Genomic DNA, 19,527 nt, shown 5'->3' with positions numbered 1-19,527 from the left:
AAAGGAAACATCTAGTTTGAGGTAATCATCGTGATTTCAGTGGGTATTGTGGGTGGTACAGGTTATACAGGCGTTGAACTTTTACGTCTATTACTGCGACATCCGAATGTAGAGGTTAAAGCACTGACATCACGTACTGAAGCAGGCCGCCGTGTCGATGACATGTTCCCGAGTCTGCGTGGACATACGGATCTTCAGTTTTCTGACCTCAGCCTTGATCTTTTAAAAGCATGTGATGTGGTATTTTTCGCGACACCACATGGGGTTGCCATGAAACATGCTGAAGAACTTGTCGCAGCCAATACCAAGGTAATTGACCTTGCAGCTGATTTCCGTTTGCAAAATCTGGCACAGTTCGAAAAATGGTATGGCATGGAACATGCTTGCCCAGAAGTGTTAAAAGATTCTGTTTATGGTCTGTCTGAACTTAACCGTGACCAGATCAAACAGGCGAGTGTGATTGGTAATCCGGGCTGTTATCCAACGACGGTTCAGCTTGGTCTGGCACCAGTATTAAAATCAAGTGAGGCCTTGGTAAAACCAGAAAGTATTATTATCGATGCAAAATCAGGTGTATCAGGTGCAGGTCGTAAAGCCAGCCTGGGCATGATCTATTCTGAAAATGCTGATAACTTTAAGGCTTATGGCGTTGCGGGCCACCGTCACCATCCTGAAATCGTAGAAGCACTAGAAAATATTTCAGGTCAAAAAGGCGTGTTTGACCATATCCTGTTTGTGCCACATCTGGTGCCGATGATTCGTGGGATGTTATCAACGATTTATATCGATTTAACTGAAGCAGGTCAGGCAGCTGACTTGCAGTCACTGTACGAGCAGTTCTATGCCAATGAACAGTTTGTTGATGTGATGCCAGCAGGCAGTTCGCCAGAAACCCGTTCGGTACGCGGTGCCAACCAGTTGCGTATCGCACTGTATAAGCCACAACCAGCCAAACTGGTGATTCTGGTGACTCAGGACAATCTGGTCAAAGGTGCAGCTGGTCAGGCAGTACAGAACATGAACCTGATGTTCGGCTTTGCAGAAAATGCAGGCTTGAATAATATTGGTTTATTACCATAAAAAACGTATTAGAACTTCACACACATTTAGATTTGGATTTAAATGTGTGTCTTGAACAAAGTATACAGAGATCAAAATGCCGAATAATGAGTCAAACATGACGATCCAGGAACCCTCTACAAAGAAACCATTGATGAAAGGCAATACACCTTTGGTAATCGGTGCTGCTGTGTTGATTCTGGGTAGTGGCTTGCTGGGCTATACGGTCGGGCATCGGCAAGGTTTGACTGCGGTGGGCTTTGAGGCGGATGCAGAACAATTGGTTGAAGTAGTACAAAAACAGAAAACCAGTCTGGAAACACTGAATAAATCTCTGAATACAGCGGTACAGGAACGTGATCTGGCCGTTAGCAATGCTAATGATCTTTATCTGGCTGCAAATAAGGCGCGTGATGCTCAAGAGCAGGCTGAAAGCGTTGGTACGATCTATCGTGAGATTTTGCGTCAACGCGGTGGTCTGGCGCTGACAGTTCAACATCTGGGGATTAAAGCCTTGCCTGATAATGCCTTCGAATACCAGATTGATCTGATTCAGGTCAGCCCGGGCAAAAATCGCGCCTCTGGTACAGTGGAGCTACGTTTGATTAAGGGTACTGAAATTCTGGTCGTGCCGCTTGAAGATAAAAACTTTAATTTCGACAATTATGAACGTTTGACTGGTCGCTGGACCATGCCTAAAGGCTTCAAACCAGAATTTATTGAAGTGCGTCTCTCAGGGGCTAAGCCTGTGATTCGCCGTTTTAGCTGGGATCAGGGGAAAGCTGTTGAAAGCCAGTCAACAGTCCTGTCAGAGATTCCAAAAACTGAAGCAAATGCAAATTAAGTGTGAAATAGAAATCGTATGCCAAGCAATAAACGTCCAAAATGTTTAAGTGAGATCAAAAATTCTTTTTACGAGTCCGGCATGGTTGATTGGCATATTAGCCCGCGTTTAACAGACGAGCCTTTTCACGATGATGAGGCTGATCTTGCAGTCCAGACTGCACCTCCTGAACTGAAGCGCCCACCGATGTATGCAGTGGTGTTATTGAATGACGACTATACTCCAATGGAGTTTGTAATTGAAATTTTACAACAATACTTTGCAATGAATCTTGACCAAGCTACACAAGTGATGCTAACTGTACATTATGAAGGAAAAGGTGTAGCTGGGGTCTATCCTCGAGACATTGCGGAAACCAAAGCGAACCAAGTCAATAATTACGCTCGATCTCAAGGTCATCCTTTACTTTGCCAGATTGAGCCGAAAGATTAAGGGGGTTGCATGCTCAGTCGTCAATTAGAAGTATCACTACGTTTGGCTGTCAGCATGGCTCGTCAAAAGAGACATGAGTTCCTGACCGTAGAACATTTATTATTAGCTTTACTCGACAATGATTCTGCCGTGAATGCCTTAAAAGCATGTGGTGCAGATATTATCGTTTTGCGTAAAGAATTAGAAGAGTACGTAGAACAACATACCCCTAAACTCGGTGAAAATAGTGATCAGGCACCTCATCCTACAGAAAGTTTTGACCGGATTTTGCAACGTGCAATTTTCCATGTTCAATCCAGTGGCGGTGATCGTACTGTAGAAGGCGCCGATATTCTGGTTGCGATGTATTCTGAGCGTGATTCTTTTGCGGTTTATCTGCTTAAACGTCATCAGATTAACCGTCTGACTTTAACCCAGTATCTTTCTCATGGTACACGTAAAGACGAAGTGCAGTCTGAAGAAGAAATTGAAGAGTTAGATGGTGAATCGGCTTCTTCCAATAATTCTGGCCCACTAGAGCTGTATACGACCAATTTGAATCTGGAAGCTCAACGCGGCAAGACAGATCCATTGATTGGCCGTGAGAAAGAAATTGAGCGGGCAGCACAAATTCTTTGCCGCCGTCGCAAAAACAACCCATTGCTAGTCGGTGATCCAGGTGTAGGTAAAACGTCGATTGCTGAAGGTCTGGCTTGGTTAATTGTGAATGGCAAGGCACCTAAGCCACTGGAAAATGCTGAAATCTATAGCCTAGACATCGGAGCACTGGTGGCGGGAACTAAATACCGTGGTGATTTCGAAAAGCGTTTAAAACAACTATTAAATGCCTTGAAGAAAAAACCGGATGCAGTACTGTTCATTGATGAAATTCATATGATCATCGGTGCAGGTTCAAGCATGGGCAGCACCATGGATGCATCGAATCTGATTAAGCCTGCATTGGCAAATGGTACCTTGCGTTGCATCGGTTCAACCACATTCCAGGAATACCGTCAGGTTTTCGAAAAAGATCATGCCTTATCACGCCGTTTCCAGAAAATTGATGTGAATGAGCCTTCGATTACAGAAACAATTGATATCTTGCGTGGCCTGAAATCTAAATTTGAAGATTTCCACCATGTGCAGTATGACGATCAGGCACTGGTTTCTGCGGTTGAACTGTCAGCGAAATTTATTAATGACCGTTTCTTGCCAGATAAAGCGATTGACGTGATTGATGAGGCCGGTGCACAACGCCGTTTGAAAGCTGAGCAAGATGACAGCATGATTACAGTTGAAAACATCGAAGACATTGTGTCCAAGATTGCCCGTATTCCACCGAAAACGGTTTCTAAAGATGACAAGTCTGTACTGGAGAACCTTGAGCGTGATCTGAAACGTGTAGTCTTCGGCCAGGATGAAGCAATTGAAGCTTTGGCTTCTGCGATCAAACTGTCACGTGCGGGTCTGAAATCGCCTGATAAGCCAGTGGGTAGCTTTGTATTCGCAGGTCCAACGGGTGTAGGTAAAACTGAAGTCACCAAGCAATTGGCGAAAATTCTGGGTGTAGAGCTGGTACGTTTTGACATGTCCGAATACATGGAACGTCACGCAGTCTCTCGTCTGATCGGTGCGCCTCCAGGTTATGTCGGTTTTGACCAAGGCGGTTTACTGACCGATGCGATTCACAAAAATCCGCATTGTGTATTACTTCTAGATGAGATCGAAAAAGCGCATCCGGATGTATTTAATCTGTTATTACAAATCATGGATCATGGTTCATTAACGGATAATAATGGTCGCAAATCCGATTTCCGTAATGTGGTGCTGGTTCTAACGACTAATATTGGTGCGGAAAGTATTTCCCGTGTCAGCATTGGTTTCATGGAACAGGATAACAGTAATGACAACCAGGAAGCGATGAAGAAAGCGTTCTCGCCAGAATTCCGTAACCGTCTGGACGGCGTGATTCAATTCAAGGCATTGCCGAATACCATTATTGAAAATGTCGTGGATAAATTCCTGACTGAACTTCAGGCACAACTGGATGAGAAGAAAGTGGTGCTGGAGGTGGATCAAAGCGCACGCGAATGGATGGCTGAAAATGGCTATGACCGTTTGATGGGTGCTCGACCAATGCAGCGTCTGATTCAGGAACATCTGAAAAAACCACTGGCTGAAATGATCCTGTTTGGTGAACTGGCTGAAAATGGTGGTAACGTTTCAGTTTCTGTGAAGAAAGAAAATGGTAAATCTGTCGGTCTGAAACTTGAAGTCTTCGAAGATCAGACTGCTGAACCAGCTTAATCATTGAATAGATCATCATCAGACCCGTGTTCGCACGGGTTTTGTTGTTTTATTTGCCCTTAATTTATGTGCTCTTGGTTTAAAGAGTTTCTGATTTAGCGAAATATATGGATATCCAGATTAGCAAGCTTTTAACCACGTTTTTTCTGTTTTTATTAACGGCATTGATGGAAATTTTGGGCTGTTATTTTCCCTACCTGATTCTAAATCAGGCGAAGAGCAAGTGGTTATGGGTTCCGACGGCATTAGCCTTAGCTGCGTTCGTCTGGCTTTTGACTTTGCATCCGGCGGCTTCTGGACGTATTTATGCTGCCTATGGGGGCATCTATATTTTCTCAGCATTGATGTGGCTGAGATTCGTTGATCAGGTCAGCCTTTCACGTTGGGACCTGCTTGGGGGAATCGTGGTCATTCTAGGTGCATTAATTATTATTTTACAGCCGCAAGGTTTGATCCGTTGACCGTCTGTTTATATTTACCAAAATAGAATTTCAAAATATAAAAGGCAGCTAAAGCTGCCTTTATTGATTCTAGACAAGATTATTTTACATTACAGTCTTTCTGGGAGAGGTCAACATTATAAGTGTGTGTTTGGGAGCTGAGACTAAGTTCGATTTTATAAGGATTGACGATCTGATAGCGATGTTCAAAAAAGATCTGGCAGTTATTTAGAAGATTATTACGAATCACTTTAAGAACTTCTTTACGGCCTAAGTCTTTCTCAAACTGGCTAAAGTCGGGTGTGGTGATCATGCCTTTAAGCGTGGTTTTATTGGCTGTAAGTTGTAACTGCTCTATGATTGTATTCTGATCGATCTGTAGCGGTAAAGTCTTGGAATCTTCCGCACTTAGCACGGTAAGCAGCTCGTTCAGCTCAGCTTTTTTCTCAATTTTAAACTTGCTGTCCAGAATGCCTTTTCCTTGGAGATACTGGTCGAATTCAGAAGCATACACCGGTAAAGCAGCACTACTAAAACCTGCCAGGAGTGCCAAAGTCCAATATTTTTTTTGCATTGTATCGCATCACTTTTTATGTCATTTCAATTCTGATTATAAGAGCTGAAACAAAAAAAGCACCAGAGATTGGTGCTTAATTTGTGAAGATTTTTTGAAGGAATCAGTCTTTTTTCAGGTTTTCATTCAACAGGAATTCAACCAGTGCTTTTTGTGCATGAAGGCGGTTTTCTGCTTCATCCCAAACCACAGCATTTTTGTGGTCCAGCATGTTTTCAGAAATTTCTTCACCACGATGCGCAGGTAAGCAATGCATGAACAGGCAGTCTGGGTGTGCAAGATCCATTAGGCGTTCATTCACCTGATAATCTGCAAAAGCTTTTTCACGGATTTTCTGTTCTTCTTCCTGGCCCATACTTGCCCAAACGTCAGTGACGATCAGGTCGGCATTGACTGCTGCATCTTCAGCAGTATCGACCAGTTCTACACAGTGTGCGAATTCAGACAGGAACTGTTCTTGAGGCTCATAGCCTTTCGGTGCTGCAACTTTTAGCTTGAAGCCCCACATGTGCGCTGCTTCGATATAAGAGTTACACATATTATTGCCATCGCCGATCCATGCCACAGTTTTACCTTCGATCGAACCACGGTGTTCCAGGTAAGTCTGCATATCAGCCAGTAACTGGCAAGGGTGGTGGTCATCCGTCAGCGCATTGATCACAGGCACTTTTGAATAAGAAGCAAAGCGTTCAACGATGTCATGACCGAAAGTACGGATCATTACAATATCCAGCATGCTGGAAATCACACGTGCAGAATCTTCAATTGGCTCACCGCGGCCCAACTGGGTATCACGTGAAGACAGGAAGATGGCACTACCACCGAATTGGCTCATGCCTGCTTCAAACGAAACACGCGTACGGGTACTCGATTTTTCAAAAATCATGCCCATGACTTTACCAACAAAGGGTTGGAACACTTCATTATTGTGCTGTTTGCGCTTAAGCTCGATTGCGCGCTGTAAAATCTGGTTCAGTTCTAAAGTTGATAAATCGCGTAAGGTGAGAAAGTGACGGAGAGCCATTCGTTACTCCACAATAATTGCCGAAAACTCGATCAACAATCAGTTGTTGGTTAGTTTAAGAAAAAATACGGAATCGGCTAATATACTATATGAACAGGAAATTGCAAAAAAACTAGACTTTTTGATGACCGTCTAAAAAGCGATCCACACAATAACTGATGTATTTGTCGATTTCCTGATCATCTTCCTGTACCGGAATTCCCATCAGAATCCGCCATTCCAGATTACGCAAGATGCCAAAATATAACTGGGCCGAATATTGCGGATTCTCGCAATGCAATAAACCTTGCGCATCTGCTTGTTCTAAAGCCGTGGCAATCGCACTTTGTACATGTACTGGGCCTCGTTCATGAATATGCTGCGCGAGTTCCGGATTACGCTGACTCTGTTCCAGCACCAGACGCATAAAGGCTGAATTTTCCGGTTGCATGATCTGATGATAAAAATTAAGCAGCGTATGTACCAGATAACTACGAAAATCCAGAGCCATCAGCTCGATCGGAATACTGATATCTTCAAAAAACTTGATACGACGATAATCGCAAATGGCCTTAAACAAGCCTTCTTTGTTGCCAAAGTACTTGTAAATAGAAGCCTTGGAACCGCCTGCATGCTGGACAATATCATCTAGAGAAACTGCATCATAACCATGTTCCAGAAACAGTTCGGTCGCAGAGATCAGCAGCGCAACGCAGCGCTCATGACCACGTTTGGTTTGTGGCAGATCTTTGGCGAGTGGTTCCAGATGAACAAGGTTTTGCATAGAGGATGGTATATCAACAGGTTATATAAACTTGGTAGTTCATCATAACAAATATATCCGCAGATTTCACAATCGGACCGGATGAAGGCGGAATTTATTCAGTGAATCAAGTAAAACTTAAAAGTTTGACTAAAGTTTTAGAGTTTTTATTCTATTGGCTTATAGCATCATGGTTTCAAATCGGTATACTCAAATCTCAATAATTATAGCCAAGACTGTGGAAGGGAAGATGACAGAACAAATGTCTGCAGGTTTAAAGTTTAGACAAGCGCTTGAAGTCGAAAAACCATTACAAATTATGGGCACAGTGAATGCCTATGCTGCCATGATGGCCAAACAGGTCGGCTATAAAGCCATTTATCTCTCTGGTGCCGGTGTTGCCAACTATTCTTATGGTCTACCTGATCTAGGCATGACCAGCCTAGATAATGTTCTGGAAGATGTGCGTCGCATTACTGAACGTGTGGATACACCCTTGCTGGTTGATATCGATACAGGCTGGGGCGGTGCATTTAATATCGCACGTAGCATCAAGCAGATGATTGCTGCTGGCGCTGCAGCTGTGCATATCGAAGACCAAGTTGCACAAAAGCGTTGTGGTCATCGTCCGAATAAGGAAATTGTGACCCAACAGGAAATGGTTGACCGGATTAAGGCAGCTGTCGATGCCAAAACCGATTCAAACTTTGTGGTGATGGCACGTACCGATGCATTACAGAAAGAAGGTCTGCAGGCAGTGATTGACCGTGCTTGTGCCTGTGTCGAAGCAGGTGCAGATGCCATTTTTGCTGAGGCAATGACGGATATTACGATGTATCGCACCGTATGTGATGCAGTTGGTGTCCCAGTATTGGCCAATATTACCGAATTTGGTGATACCCCATATTACACCACTGAAGAACTGGCTGAGCAGGGTATTCGCATGGTACTTTACCCGCTATCAGCCACCCGTGCGATGCAAAAAGCGGCACTGGAAGTCATGCGCTCAGTGCGTGAAAATGGTACACAGGTGCATGTTCTGGATAAAATGCAACTGCGTAAAGAATTATACGAATTTTTAGATTATCACAGCTTTGAAAACACATTAGATAAACTGTTCAACCAGGAGAATTAAAACAATGGCTGAAGGAAAAGTACTCACTGGCGCAGGATTGCGCGGACAAGTCGCAGGAAAAACTGCGCTTTCAACAGTAGGCAAAAGTGGTGCAGGCCTGACCTATCGCGGCTATGACGTACAGGATCTGGCAGAAAACTGTCAGTTTGAAGAAGTCGCTTACCTGATTTTCTTTGGTGAATTACCAACTTCAGAACAGTTGGCAGCCTATAAAGCAAAACTGAAATCTTTGCGTGTACTGCCGCAAGCATTAAAAGAAGTACTTGAGCGCATTCCAGCGGACTCACATCCAATGGATGTGATGCGTACTGGCGTATCGATGCTGGGCAACCTTGAAACTGAACAGTCTTTTGATCAGCAACAGGATGTTGCAGACCGTATTCTGGCGACGCTACCAGCAATTATCTGCTATTGGTATCGCTATAGCCATGACGGCGTACGCATTGATGAAAATACCGATGATGATTCAATCGGTGCTCAGTTCCTTCATTTGCTACATGGCAAGAAGCCAAATCAGCTGCATGAACAGGTGATGAATGTATCCCTGATTCTGTATGCAGAGCATGAATTTAATGCTTCAACCTTCACAGCGCGTGTTTGTGCATCAACTTTGTCTGACCTGCATTCATGTATTACCGGCGCAATTGGTTCACTACGGGGTCCATTACACGGCGGTGCCAACGAAGCGGCAATGGACATGATTGAAAACTGGAAATCTCCAGAAGAAGCCGAGCGCGAAATGCTGGGCATGCTGGAGCGTAAAGAAAAAATCATGGGCTTTGGTCATGCGATCTATAAAGACAATGATCCGCGTAATGGCATTATCAAGCAGTGGTCTGAAAAACTGGCAAAAGATGTGGGTGATACTGTGCTCTATCCAGTATCAGTACGTTGTGAAGAAGTGATGTGGCGCGAGAAAAAACTGTTCTGTAACGCAGACTTTTTCCATGCTTCTGCTTATCACTTTATGGGTATTCCAACCAAACTGTTTACGCCAATCTTTGTGATGTCACGCGTCACAGGTTGGGCGGCGCATGTGATGGAACAACGTGCAGATAACCGGATTATCCGTCCGAGCGCGGATTATACCGGTCCAGAATTACGTAAAGTGGTTCCAATTGCTGAACGCACTTCTGCTGCGTAAGCCAGAGATATTCTAAATATAAAAAATAAGGTCTCCACGAGACCTTATTTTTTTTCTGATTATTTATTGACGTTGGTTTAACGACTTAATAATGCTGGATCTTCAATATGATAACCGGTTTCGAATGGGAGGCCTAAGTATTTTACCGTCACCAGTATTTTATTCTGTTTCGGTACTTTATAAGTCTGGTTTAATCTTAAATCTGCTTTATAGCTGACTGCTTGTTGAACAGGACTTTTATACTGGCCAGATTGCACTCGATATTGATAAGTCCATTTTGGGACTTTCTGTTTAGGGTCATGCCATGCAGGGGCGGTACCTTTGCTGGTCTTTAATAGCTTAAGCTGGATGGCTTGCTTTCTCAGTGGTACCAGCGGAATTAGTCGCTTTTTAATTTTGGCAATTTCCTGGTTAAACTTACGGCTGTCCTGATCGTAGTCAATCTGCTTGGTTTTTGGATTGATATACAGGGAGTTCACCTGAATTAACTGATTCGGAGTTTTGGATTTAAAATTATAATAATACAGTTGAGGTAGGCGTCCGCGACCATCGAGATAATGCCGCAACAGATAAAGTTTCTGGTCTTTGACTTCATAACCCAAAACTTCAATATTCTGTGGGCCACCAACAGTGGCGAAAGCGGATACAGGAATACCAAGGGCGAGCAAAAGGGCTGCAATTCTTATTTTCATCACTGATCAGGCCTCATTAAAAAAAACGTGCTTTTATAGAAATAATTTAACTATAAATACATTTAACTATAAATACAGTAGAAATAATGAAGTTTGATCAGCACTCAATATAAACAGTTTTAGCTTTAGGTGTTGAGTAGATTAATCATGTCATGTGCGATGACGGCTGCCAGTTTATTGAGACGTTCCTGTGGAGTACCTTTAATATAATACTGGAACTGGTGAGTCTGAAGACCATCATAAACAGCGGCAAAGAAAGTACCTTCCGGCTTATCTGGGGTCGCGCTACCGCCTGGTTTAAGCAAGCCTGTACAAGCAATAATCCAGTCAGCTTCCTGAAACATTTTTTTGCCTGCCTCAGCCAGAGCAACCGTTACAGGCATGGATTCAGCTGAATGGGTACTAATCAGATTCGGAGAAATTCCCAAGACATTAATCTTCACAGACGGATCGTAGCACACTAGACCACCCAGCAAGATTTCAGCACCTTCATTTTTGCAAATTGAAAACTGACTGGTTAAATAGCCAGAACTTGCACTTTCAATAAAAGCAATCTTGATGTTTCTTTGTTCCAGCAGGCCACAACATGTTTTAATCATAATGTCTATTTTGTCTTAGAAGGTAATCTTTATTCCAATGTAGTCCCATTTTGCTTTTGTATCAACTGTAAGATTATTTCTTTATTATGATGAAAGGTAAAATATTTTTGTAATTTTAGTATTCCAAACGTAAGTTTGGCAGTTATTGAATTGATTGCTTAATGCTTGGACAATATTTGAAATTAATGGTTTTAACTTGCTCTAATCAGTGGTAAAAATAAAAATAAAGCGCGTAAGGAAAGTAGGTTGTAAGAATGAAAACCACAGTAAAGTATTCCGTATTAAAAAGTTTAGATTATCAACTGGGTACTCCTTTATTTCAGGAAGAAATTGAGGCAGATGGTCAATATTTTGATCAGATCCCAAGCATCATTCACTACCAGAATTTAAAGTTTAAAGTTAAAAGCAAAGAATTAAAGCGTTTATATCTAGCCGAAGAGCAAGAAGAAAGCCAAACCATTATTGTAAAAGTGGTCGCAATCTAAAAATAACTTATTAAAAATAAGCCTCTTAAAATAAGAGGCTTATTTATTGGATAAAGGTTGTTAAAATAAAATTATTATTAGATTTTATAAAAAAATCTAATAATAATTTTAAAAATATAAAGTCAAGGTAAATTGGCAACTGAAAAGGCCTTATTTGTGATTCTATGTAATATATTCTGCTATTTAAAAATGGTTTTTTTCGTTTTTATATTTAATGATCTAATTTTTAGAAAATTAGGTTAAACATGTATAAGAAATTATAATTTTAAATAATCAATAAAATTCAATATTTTATAAATATAATCATATTTTATAATATTTTATATAAGTAGCAAAATGTATTTCTAAATTTTATTTTAAATTTAAGTTTATATACAATTTTTTGATTAAGTTATGACTTTAATTGAAAAATAAAATTTATAAAAGATAGAAAGCTTTCAATATGTGTTCATTCTATTATTAAAAGTAATTTATGTTTCTTATAAATCCAGACTTCAATTACTTAACTTACCTTTTTTTACATTGAATTAATATGTAACAGGTAATAACTTGGCGAATTTTTAAAAATAGGTAGAGTAAATATTAAGTCGAAACCTAATCATCGGCGATTTAAAGCAAATAGTAAGGAGTTACATCATGGCTAATAATCAACAGCAAAATCAGCAAGACCAACAGAACCAACAACAACAGCAACAGCAAGACCAACAACGTCAGCAAAACCAGAATCAAAATCAGCAACAGCCGAACCAGCAGCAACAACAGCCGCAGGGACAGCAAAACCAACAGCGTCAGCAGGGCCAACAGGACCAGCAACGCAATCAGCAACAACAGCAACAGCCACAACAAGATAACCAGCAGCAAAATTTGCGTAATCAATAAGATTAGTCAAAGCTGCAGCGTTCATATCTAAGCTGTGTAATCTCTACAAAAAACCGCCTTCTTTAAGGCGGTTTTTTTATTGTTCAGAATAAATCAGCATTGAATATTGGATTTTACTTTATAAAAGTCGAGCGCATTTTTCAGATCTTTCAGTAATTCCTGCTCCTCATATTCTTGTGGCATTAGTTTTATTAGGGCCGGCATATAATGAGTTTTATATTCTTTAGGATAATCCTCACATAAAATATGTGTTCTTTCCTCAAGGCTAATAGTAGAAGAATCTAATTTATCTAAATAAGCACTCAATCGGGCATCTGATTGTTCAAACTGAGCTTTCACTGCTGGATCAGGTTCAGCTGATACATCTGCCTGTTGTTTCTGGCAGCCTGTGATCGCCAATGCCAATAGGGTAATTATGAATAGTGATATTTTCATGGCAACAATATATTGTTATCAGTCGTTGGAAAAATTATAAAGAGAAATGAGTGAAAGAGCACCTGCCTTTAAACTCATTGACAGCTGAGAAAATAAAAAATGAAAAGGACTTTGATAAAATAAGTAAAATATCTACCAATATGTATAAGTTGCATATCTGCTTTTATGACTCACTTGATTGAATGAAAACTGAATGAATCAAAGTTTTTTGTATTTAATTGCATCTAAGTTGATGAAAAATAGCCAATAAAATATAAAACATAACCTATATTCAACATTTAGTAAAAAAGCCTCTATATTTCATATACATATTAGATGCATGACAAGTGGTACTTTATCACCACTACAACAACTCAGATAAAATAATTTAAAATCAGCAAGTTAAAAAGCCCTGCTTAATCCAGACAGTTAAGCAGGGCTCATTTTTTAGATCATAAATATGCCAAAAACTAATGATTCTTCGACATTTATCCTTCACATAAGTTTTCATATACAACATAAAACCTGAAAATACGTTCAAGTGTGAAACATGAATAGATGTTATTTATATATCTCTTTTCATGAAAAGACAGGGTAGAGCTATGATGAGATGTATCTGTGCATTTGGTATGGGTGTCATGGTAGGATGTTGCTTTAAATCTTGCAAAGAAAAAATGTGTCGGATGATGAGCAAGGATCACGGTACCAAAGACCAAGCGCCAAAACATGAAGAGAGTGTACAAATTTAGAGACTATAGCTTGCCTGTGCAATCGCAGTACAGGTGAGTGATTCAATCGTTTCAAGGTAAATAAATCGTGGAGCTGTAAGCCATTATCTTTAAAGCAACTAAGCTCGATCCATGATCGAGCTGTTCACAGTCAGGAGAAACACATGTTCCAATTTATATGTTGTTTATTTGGTCTTCATGGTGCGACTGAAATTGATTACACAGTCGATGATTTCGAAGTCAAAAAGTGTCGTGATTGCTTGAAAGATTTAAATTAACTCTCTAGGCCTTCGTGGTGTAGATGGACGTTGAACCCCCGTTTGATATAGATCGACGGGGTTTTCATTTTTTTATCATTGCTATTTGAACATAGAACCAACATATCAGCGCTATATTTTTATAAATTATTGATAGTTAATTAATAAATATTATTAAAATAAGAATTTATCTATTTTCATTTTTTAAGTTAAGCATATAAATACTTACCCTACCTAAATTCATGCTTTAAGTGTTATTGCAATATGCGATATTTAGGTTATACTCTAAGTATAGCAAAATGCGATAAATAATTATGCATGTGATCACTCACGCTCGGATTCTGGAAGCAATACAAAAGTGGCCACACGCTGAAACTGCATTGGATGGTTGGTATCGAATTATCAAGGCCAATGATCCTAAGGATTTTGCCGACATGAAGCGATTATTTCCCGCAGTCGATAAAGTCGGGAAATTTCATGTCTTTGATATTGGTGGCAACAAGATCAGGTTGATTGCAGTTGTAATCTACCAGGCAAAACGTGTCTATATTCGCCATGTCTTATCCCATCAGGAATATGACAAAGGTCATTGGAAGGAGGCTTAATATGAATGCAATGATTAAACAGGCCGTTGATCACTGGCGTTATGTTGCACCATTGCTCAGCAAGCCAGAAACTGAAGAAGACTTTAATACCCTTACTGAAGCTTTAGATGAACTTCTGGATATTGTAGGTGATGATGAGTCGCATCCCTTAATGGGACTGATTCTTCAACTGGGTGATTTAGTCTCAGCTTATGAACATGAACATTTGCCGATGCCAGAAGGCGATGGTCGTACTGCACTCGCTTTCCTGATGGAACAGCATGGCCTCAGCCAATCAGACCTATCTGATATAGCTACCCAGTCGGTCATTTCTGAAATCCTGAATGGTAAACGTCAGCTCAATATCCGCCATATTAAAGCTTTGTCTGAACGTTTTAACGTTTCTGCAGATACTTTCTTTTAAGTAATAAGAAACCAAATTTTAAATTGATCTATGAGCTGTGCTTTCTGGAAGCAGGTTGCACAGCCAGACAGATTTTGATTAGAACAAGAAGTCTATATAAGCTCTGATTAGAAGAATATATGTTTATTAAAATGTATGGAAAACATAAATATTATTGATGTTTAACCTTATATGTCCTAATAATTTTCTAAGCATCTAGAGGAAAGGGAATATATATGACAACTCATGCAGAACACCAAACAGAGCAAGAAGATAATCCGCAAAAAGAATCTAATGATGATAAAGGCAATCAAGCAACCTATAAGGGTGTAAAGCCTGAGAAAAAGCCTAATGCCGAGCCTGAGCATCCGCTGAGGGAGCAAAAGTAAGATATTGATATCAGAAAGCCCTAATTGAATTTAGGGCTTTTCAGTTGGTCCACAAACCTTGCTCTTTAGGCCTTGCTATAAATTCATCTTTCATTTCAAAGAAAAAATTATGAGCTTGTTCATGGTCGCAGTTGAGCCAGTCGTGTCGTAATTCTTCAGGAATCACAATAATCGAACGTTTTTCATCATTCGGCTTGTGAAACCGTTTCATAAATGGGTGCTGATCCGAATTTATGGTAAGCATCGAAAAGGATCTGATTTTCTCACCTTCAATCAATGCATCCTCATAAATTGCTGCAACCGTGAAAGGATGACCATCTTCACGTGAAATACCAAACCAGTGTGGTTTATCGTCTATATATTTAGGCTCAAAGAATGTATCGACTGGGACTAAAGTAAACTGGTTATTTTTCCAGGCATGTCGAAAACTTGGTTTGGATGCCACTGTTTCACTCCGGGCATTGTAGGTATGTCTGCCATATTTCAACTCTTTTGCCCAAGATGGAACTAGTCCGAAACGTGCAATATCCAGCTCAAACTTGTCCGCACCACGCATAATGATTGGGGCGGGTGCTAATGGATAAACATGTATTTTTATTCCGAGTTCCAGTTGTTCTTCATGAATATCTAGTAAGGAAAGACGTTTTTTTGAAGGGAATTCATAGTTCGAGCACATAAAGAACCTCTTTCATTCTCATTGTTGTTTGCTAAAGAATTAAGGAATCAAAATGGGGAACTCAAAAATCAAAATTATGAGTTTCAGCAAAAGCTCTAATACTTGCTTTAGCTACACGTTTGCGAAGGAATAAAATTTGGATTAATTAAAGTTAGTTGGCCTGTAGCAGGCCCGGATTAATCTCAAATAAATGAAATATTACGTTTCGATATTCGTTACTGCTTAACTGCGATAAGCGTGTTAAGGACATACTAAGGTCATAAGAGCTAAACTTTTAATGCTATGCAGTCTAGTAACAGACTGCATATTTCATAGACTTACCATGATCATAAATATCTAATCGACAAAAATATGAACATTAATTTGTCTCACAAGTACTCATAAATTTTCCTTGTTCAACTGAGTTGATAAAGTCTTCGACCATAAATTGACTTTGTCTTAAAGAGCCATGATGATCTGCACCTTCAACAGTTTTAAATGCAATCGGCTTTTGTTTGGTACACATTAGCTGATAATAGGCATGAGTACCTTGATAATCTACAATCTGGTCTTTATTACCCTGAACTATCATTACAGGGACAGTAGGTATCATATTTTCGATGGATTGTTTTTTTGAATATTCTATTAAGGGATTAAGATCTGCATCAGTTTTGAAAACTGTTTGAGGTGCTTCTTTCACATCAGCTTGTAATTCCGATAAGCCATGATTACGCGCATAATTGACAATCTGGGCCATTTCAGGACTCAATAAATTCATAATATTGAGGCTAGGATCCGCGGCTTCAGCACCTAAAAGAACGATAGGAAGAAATGCAACCACACTTTTTTCGATTTGAGGATGCGAGGCTGCGTATTGAGCAATTCCCTCATATTGATATCCTCCTGGGGCGACGACCAGTGCTCCACGTAACTTTAACTCAGGTGCATCTTTTTGCCCATGTGCAGCTACCATTAGGGCAGCAGCGCCTCCCTGACTGTGACCCATGACATACCATTTCCTGTTAAAATGATAAGGCTTTAAAAAATGAAGTGCTCTTACAGAGTCAACCACAGTATGCAGTTGGCTCTGTGCATTCATGTAGGGGTGTTTGCCGGGTGTACCTAAGCCCTGATAATCGGTGGCAACTACTGCATAGCCTTGGGCAAGCCAGGCATCAAGTGGTGGAAGCCAGCTCTTGATAGGCATGCACGGGTCCACCGACATAATCACCAGAAGGGGCACAGGTATCTGCCACTCCGGTGGTGCCATGTGCCCAGGCTAAAACGGGCCAGCCACCTCTAGGTGGTTTGCCTTGTGGCAATAAAACAAATCCGGAGACAACAATGGGTTCTGAATGTATACCACGGCTGCGATAGGTAATTAAAAATCGTTGGGCGGCATGGGGAAATAAATCAGTACTTTGTTCTTCGATAGCGAGTAGAGTTCCGGGGATCTTTGCAGCAATATCACAATTATGATGATTGCATTTCTGGGAATCCTGATTCTTGCATTTCCGGGAAATAGCAGGAGAGGCGAGCAAATAAGCAGAGCCTAAGCCCGCACAGCCCACTATAATTTTCAGGAGAGGACTTTTTGTTTTCATCACAGATACCATTTCAATTTTTATAATTTCATTTATAATGTAGCAGTCTTAGCCATGTTTCTAAATTAACTATTAACAAACTTTGTAAACTAAAATTATTAAGCTAAATTAAATAAATGATACAATAATCGCTCTAATTTTAGTTTAAGTTATAATTTAATTAATAATTCATATATATTTAGTTCTCAGTGTGGTTCTAATCTTTTAGTAGCATTCATCTCATGTCTAAGCTGACTGATACGCTCATAAATCACCTTTCGCATCCGGTTTACTCCTCCCAGAGGTTTGTGTTCCGGTACTGTATGCCATGGCGTAAAGGAGAGGTTTTCACAAAATTCGTTTTGTTCAGGTGTATCAAAAACCTGTTGAAGAATATGAATAGTCGCTAGCTTGTAAAAAGGTGCCTAGTTTTCTGGGCATTCGGTCATCGAATCTTCGACCGACATGCTGTTTGATGTTCGGGGTTGTACTAAAAACTCCATGCATGCCTTACTTTTTTGCAATTGATTCCGTAGATTTTCTCTTAGAAAATTATTGTGGGGATTATAGGGTATAGGGTCTGTTCCTCTTGAACATGCTTGGGCTGAATACTTTACAGCTTGACGACCACTGCCTGTTCCTAATTGATAGGGCACCATGGACCAATATCGGGTTTGCAGAGGATTAGATATTGTATTTCTCGTATTTAAGGCAATCCAGGTTCCTTTAGCCCCTAATGCAAAAGGGGTATGCAATTTTTTGAGAAAGCTTTCACTATTTATATCCTGCATAAATGCCATATAACGAGCTGGATCATTCACAAAAAAAACCGGATGATTAATCATGATGAAATCTTGAGTAGACATTTCATCATGATTTAAAAGTCTTTCTCCCGGTACTGCCAAAAGCTTTATTGCCATGCCACGGGCATCTTTTTTAATATCTGCTTGTTGAGCATTACTAGATCCATTAGAAAAAAGTATCCAGGCTTGATAGGTTTTTCCGGGAAGAAAAATACCTTGTGCCAACTCTTTGGGAAGTGCTTCAGCTATCTTGAACTCTGCGCGTACACAACCGTGTGCCTTAGGGTGTGCATCACGTAGCGCGATACCGGTCGAATACTCTTTCCGAATAGATTTCTCAATAATGTCTGCGATCTTTTTAGCTGTGATTTCTTCATCAGGATAAAGGCTTTCATTTAAACCACGATCTATATTGGGATATGTGATAGCTTTGGGAGATTCAGGGGTTATAGGCGAGGTATCAGCATATATAGTGTTAAAGATATTGATGGTCATCAGCGGGAGGTAAAGTAGGCCCAAGCCTACAGCTCTTATAAAGTCAGGCATTGAGTATCTCCTTGATATACCGCTAAAGTTAGTTTTAACTTATGATCTGAAATTCTTTGAAGGCCCTTTAGACCAATAATAATGATCATATTTGTTTGATTATCATTCTTTATTAGATACTCTATTTCAAAGTAGGTTTTTACTTTTAATTCAACTTAATAATAAAAATAGGGATCCTGACTGTTTTTTGCCACTTTATTGCAGTTCTTGCACTTGATACTTTCAATAGAGTAGCGCCCATGAGTTTGCTTGCCTTCTGCAGCAGCAATAATAGAAAATTGCTGAGTATCATTAAAGCTATAGTCATCCTGTGCTTCACAAATAGAACACTTGATAATTTTTCTATCGCAGTAGATGTATGCTTCGTTCATTATGTATCTCCTGATTCTTGGTTTTATATTTTCACTAGATCTCTTTCATAAATCAAAAAACGATCTTCTTTTTGGTTAATATTTGCACTCCAGATTTCTTGGCATTCATGCATAATCTGCGGATGAAATACATCGATTCAAACAAGCTTTCTGATCCTCAGTTCAAGCGATACACAGGCATCTCATGGTCAACCTTTGATTTAATGGTTGAGCAATTGAAGAAACATGTCCCTGCCAAAGGCAGACCGCCCAAGTTAAGCCTGGAAGACCAGGTTCTGCTCTGTCTAAGCTATTGGCGGGAATACCGAACCTTATTTCACGTTGCGACGAGCTACGGGGTTTCAGAGCCCACAGCCTCAAGAATTGTCCGTCATGTTGAAGACTGCCTGATTCGGTCCAATCTGTTTAATTTACCCAAAGATTTACCCGAGGGCGAAGGCATCGACTGGAATGTTGTAA

General features: G+C 40.3%; 21 protein-coding genes and 2 pseudogenes. 13 read left to right on the top strand and 10 right to left on the bottom strand.

Annotation, left to right across the window (positions count from 1 at the left end; translation table 11 throughout):
- Nucleotides 1–24: 24 nt before the first annotated feature.
- The 5 genes from argC (at nucleotide 25) to FTV14_RS09910 (ending at nucleotide 5,082) form a co-directional block, all read left to right on the top strand.
- Nucleotides 25–1,080, top strand: coding sequence for an N-acetyl-gamma-glutamyl-phosphate reductase (gene argC, locus FTV14_RS09930; RefSeq protein ID WP_180053851.1), 1,056 nt, complete (start codon nucleotides 25–27; stop codon nucleotides 1,078–1,080).
- A gap of 76 nt (nucleotides 1,081–1,156) precedes the next feature.
- Nucleotides 1,157–1,903: a DUF6776 family protein gene (locus tag FTV14_RS09925; protein ID WP_175967514.1), complete on the top strand. Its 747-nt coding sequence runs from the start codon at nucleotides 1,157–1,159 to the stop codon at nucleotides 1,901–1,903.
- Nucleotides 1,904–1,921: 18 nt separating this feature from the next.
- On the top strand, nucleotides 1,922–2,335 hold the full coding sequence (gene clpS / locus FTV14_RS09920) for an ATP-dependent Clp protease adapter ClpS (RefSeq protein WP_175967516.1): 414 nt from the start codon (nucleotides 1,922–1,924) through the stop codon (nucleotides 2,333–2,335).
- 9 nt (nucleotides 2,336–2,344) lie between these two features.
- On the top strand, nucleotides 2,345–4,621 hold the full coding sequence (gene clpA / locus FTV14_RS09915; RefSeq protein ID WP_180053838.1) for an ATP-dependent Clp protease ATP-binding subunit ClpA: 2,277 nt from the start codon (nucleotides 2,345–2,347) through the stop codon (nucleotides 4,619–4,621).
- Nucleotides 4,622–4,728: 107 nt separating this feature from the next.
- Complete coding sequence (locus FTV14_RS09910) at nucleotides 4,729–5,082, top strand: YnfA family protein (RefSeq protein ID WP_180015523.1); 354 nt, start codon at nucleotides 4,729–4,731, stop codon at nucleotides 5,080–5,082.
- Between the two features lie 79 nt (nucleotides 5,083–5,161).
- On the opposite strand, the gene FTV14_RS09905 is transcribed toward FTV14_RS09910, so the two are convergent.
- The 3 genes from FTV14_RS09905 to FTV14_RS09895 all read right to left on the bottom strand — a co-directional run bounded on the left by FTV14_RS09905 (nucleotide 5,162) and on the right by FTV14_RS09895 (nucleotide 7,422).
- Nucleotides 5,162–5,635 (bottom strand): hypothetical protein, encoded by a 474-nt coding sequence (locus FTV14_RS09905; RefSeq protein WP_179992341.1) that lies wholly within the window; start codon nucleotides 5,633–5,635, stop codon nucleotides 5,162–5,164.
- A 103-nt stretch (nucleotides 5,636–5,738) separates the two neighbouring features.
- Nucleotides 5,739–6,659, bottom strand: a complete 921-nt coding sequence (gene argF, locus FTV14_RS09900; protein ID WP_004786004.1) for an ornithine carbamoyltransferase — start codon at nucleotides 6,657–6,659, stop codon at nucleotides 5,739–5,741.
- A gap of 112 nt (nucleotides 6,660–6,771) precedes the next feature.
- The gene (locus tag FTV14_RS09895) at nucleotides 6,772–7,422 is read right to left on the bottom strand and encodes a TetR/AcrR family transcriptional regulator (protein ID WP_179992342.1); all 651 of its coding nucleotides are present in this window, start codon (nucleotides 7,420–7,422) and stop codon (nucleotides 6,772–6,774) included.
- 229 nt (nucleotides 7,423–7,651) lie between these two features.
- On the opposite strand from FTV14_RS09895, the gene prpB reads away from it, so the two are divergent.
- On the top strand, nucleotides 7,652–8,536 hold the full coding sequence (gene prpB / locus FTV14_RS09890) for a methylisocitrate lyase (protein WP_180053837.1): 885 nt from the start codon (nucleotides 7,652–7,654) through the stop codon (nucleotides 8,534–8,536).
- A gap of 4 nt (nucleotides 8,537–8,540) precedes the next feature.
- Nucleotides 8,541–9,680 (top strand): 2-methylcitrate synthase, encoded by a 1,140-nt coding sequence (gene prpC / locus FTV14_RS09885; protein WP_005235399.1) that lies wholly within the window; start codon nucleotides 8,541–8,543, stop codon nucleotides 9,678–9,680.
- Between the two features lie 77 nt (nucleotides 9,681–9,757).
- On the opposite strand, the gene FTV14_RS09880 is transcribed toward prpC, so the two are convergent.
- A complete protein-coding gene (locus FTV14_RS09880) occupies nucleotides 9,758–10,372 on the bottom strand; it encodes a hypothetical protein (protein WP_034702494.1) in 615 nt (204 codons plus the stop codon).
- Between the two features lie 125 nt (nucleotides 10,373–10,497).
- Nucleotides 10,498–10,971 (bottom strand): CinA family protein, encoded by a 474-nt coding sequence (locus FTV14_RS09875; protein ID WP_034702490.1) that lies wholly within the window; start codon nucleotides 10,969–10,971, stop codon nucleotides 10,498–10,500.
- 254 nt (nucleotides 10,972–11,225) lie between these two features.
- Here FTV14_RS09875 and FTV14_RS09870 point away from each other — a divergent pair, with 254 nt between their 5' ends.
- Nucleotides 11,226–11,456 carry a hypothetical protein gene (locus FTV14_RS09870; RefSeq protein ID WP_034702487.1) on the top strand — a complete coding sequence of 77 codons (231 nt, stop codon included), beginning with the start codon at nucleotides 11,226–11,228 and terminating at the stop codon, nucleotides 11,454–11,456.
- Nucleotides 11,457–12,092: 636 nt separating this feature from the next.
- Nucleotides 12,093–12,335 carry a hypothetical protein gene (locus tag FTV14_RS09865; RefSeq protein WP_034705379.1) on the top strand — a complete coding sequence of 81 codons (243 nt, stop codon included), beginning with the start codon at nucleotides 12,093–12,095 and terminating at the stop codon, nucleotides 12,333–12,335.
- Between the two features lie 93 nt (nucleotides 12,336–12,428).
- Here the strand turns inward: FTV14_RS09865 and FTV14_RS09860 are convergent, their stop codons facing one another.
- Nucleotides 12,429–12,770 carry a hypothetical protein gene (locus tag FTV14_RS09860; RefSeq protein WP_175967532.1) on the bottom strand — a complete coding sequence of 114 codons (342 nt, stop codon included), beginning with the start codon at nucleotides 12,768–12,770 and terminating at the stop codon, nucleotides 12,429–12,431.
- A 1,278-nt stretch (nucleotides 12,771–14,048) separates the two neighbouring features.
- Between FTV14_RS09860 and FTV14_RS09855 the strand changes: the two genes are divergently transcribed.
- The 3 genes from FTV14_RS09855 (at nucleotide 14,049) to FTV14_RS09845 (ending at nucleotide 15,110) form a co-directional block, all read left to right on the top strand.
- Entirely contained in the window at nucleotides 14,049–14,339 is a 291-nt protein-coding gene (locus FTV14_RS09855) for a type II toxin-antitoxin system HigB family toxin (protein WP_180003241.1), read from the top strand.
- Between the two features lies 1 nt (nucleotide 14,340).
- Complete coding sequence (locus FTV14_RS09850; RefSeq protein ID WP_004785978.1) at nucleotides 14,341–14,742, top strand: type II toxin-antitoxin system HigA family antitoxin; 402 nt, start codon at nucleotides 14,341–14,343, stop codon at nucleotides 14,740–14,742.
- Between the two features lie 215 nt (nucleotides 14,743–14,957).
- A complete protein-coding gene (locus tag FTV14_RS09845; RefSeq protein WP_171431294.1) occupies nucleotides 14,958–15,110 on the top strand; it encodes a hypothetical protein in 153 nt (50 codons plus the stop codon).
- Between the two features lie 40 nt (nucleotides 15,111–15,150).
- On the opposite strand, the gene FTV14_RS09840 is transcribed toward FTV14_RS09845, so the two are convergent.
- From FTV14_RS09840 to FTV14_RS09825, 4 genes and pseudogenes are all read right to left on the bottom strand, one after another.
- Entirely contained in the window at nucleotides 15,151–15,786 is a 636-nt protein-coding gene (locus FTV14_RS09840; RefSeq protein WP_179992347.1) for an SOS response-associated peptidase, read from the bottom strand.
- Between the two features lie 358 nt (nucleotides 15,787–16,144).
- Nucleotides 16,145–17,372 (bottom strand): annotated as a pseudogene (locus tag FTV14_RS09835) (alpha/beta hydrolase family protein).
- A 182-nt stretch (nucleotides 17,373–17,554) separates the two neighbouring features.
- Nucleotides 17,555–18,697 (bottom strand): annotated as a pseudogene (locus FTV14_RS09830) (catalase family protein).
- A 155-nt stretch (nucleotides 18,698–18,852) separates the two neighbouring features.
- A complete protein-coding gene (locus tag FTV14_RS09825; RefSeq protein ID WP_064096117.1) occupies nucleotides 18,853–19,068 on the bottom strand; it encodes a hypothetical protein in 216 nt (71 codons plus the stop codon).
- A gap of 122 nt (nucleotides 19,069–19,190) precedes the next feature.
- On the opposite strand from FTV14_RS09825, the gene FTV14_RS09820 reads away from it, so the two are divergent.
- On the top strand, nucleotides 19,191–19,527 hold a 337-nt coding region (locus FTV14_RS09820), incomplete at its 3' end, for a transposase family protein (protein ID WP_180053836.1).

Source organism: Acinetobacter sp. YH12236 (genome assembly GCF_013417645.1).
Lineage (GTDB): Bacteria > Pseudomonadota > Gammaproteobacteria > Pseudomonadales > Moraxellaceae > Acinetobacter.
The sequence above is the reverse complement of the archived record's forward strand: the minus strand, read 5'-3'. Positions and strand labels throughout refer to the sequence as shown.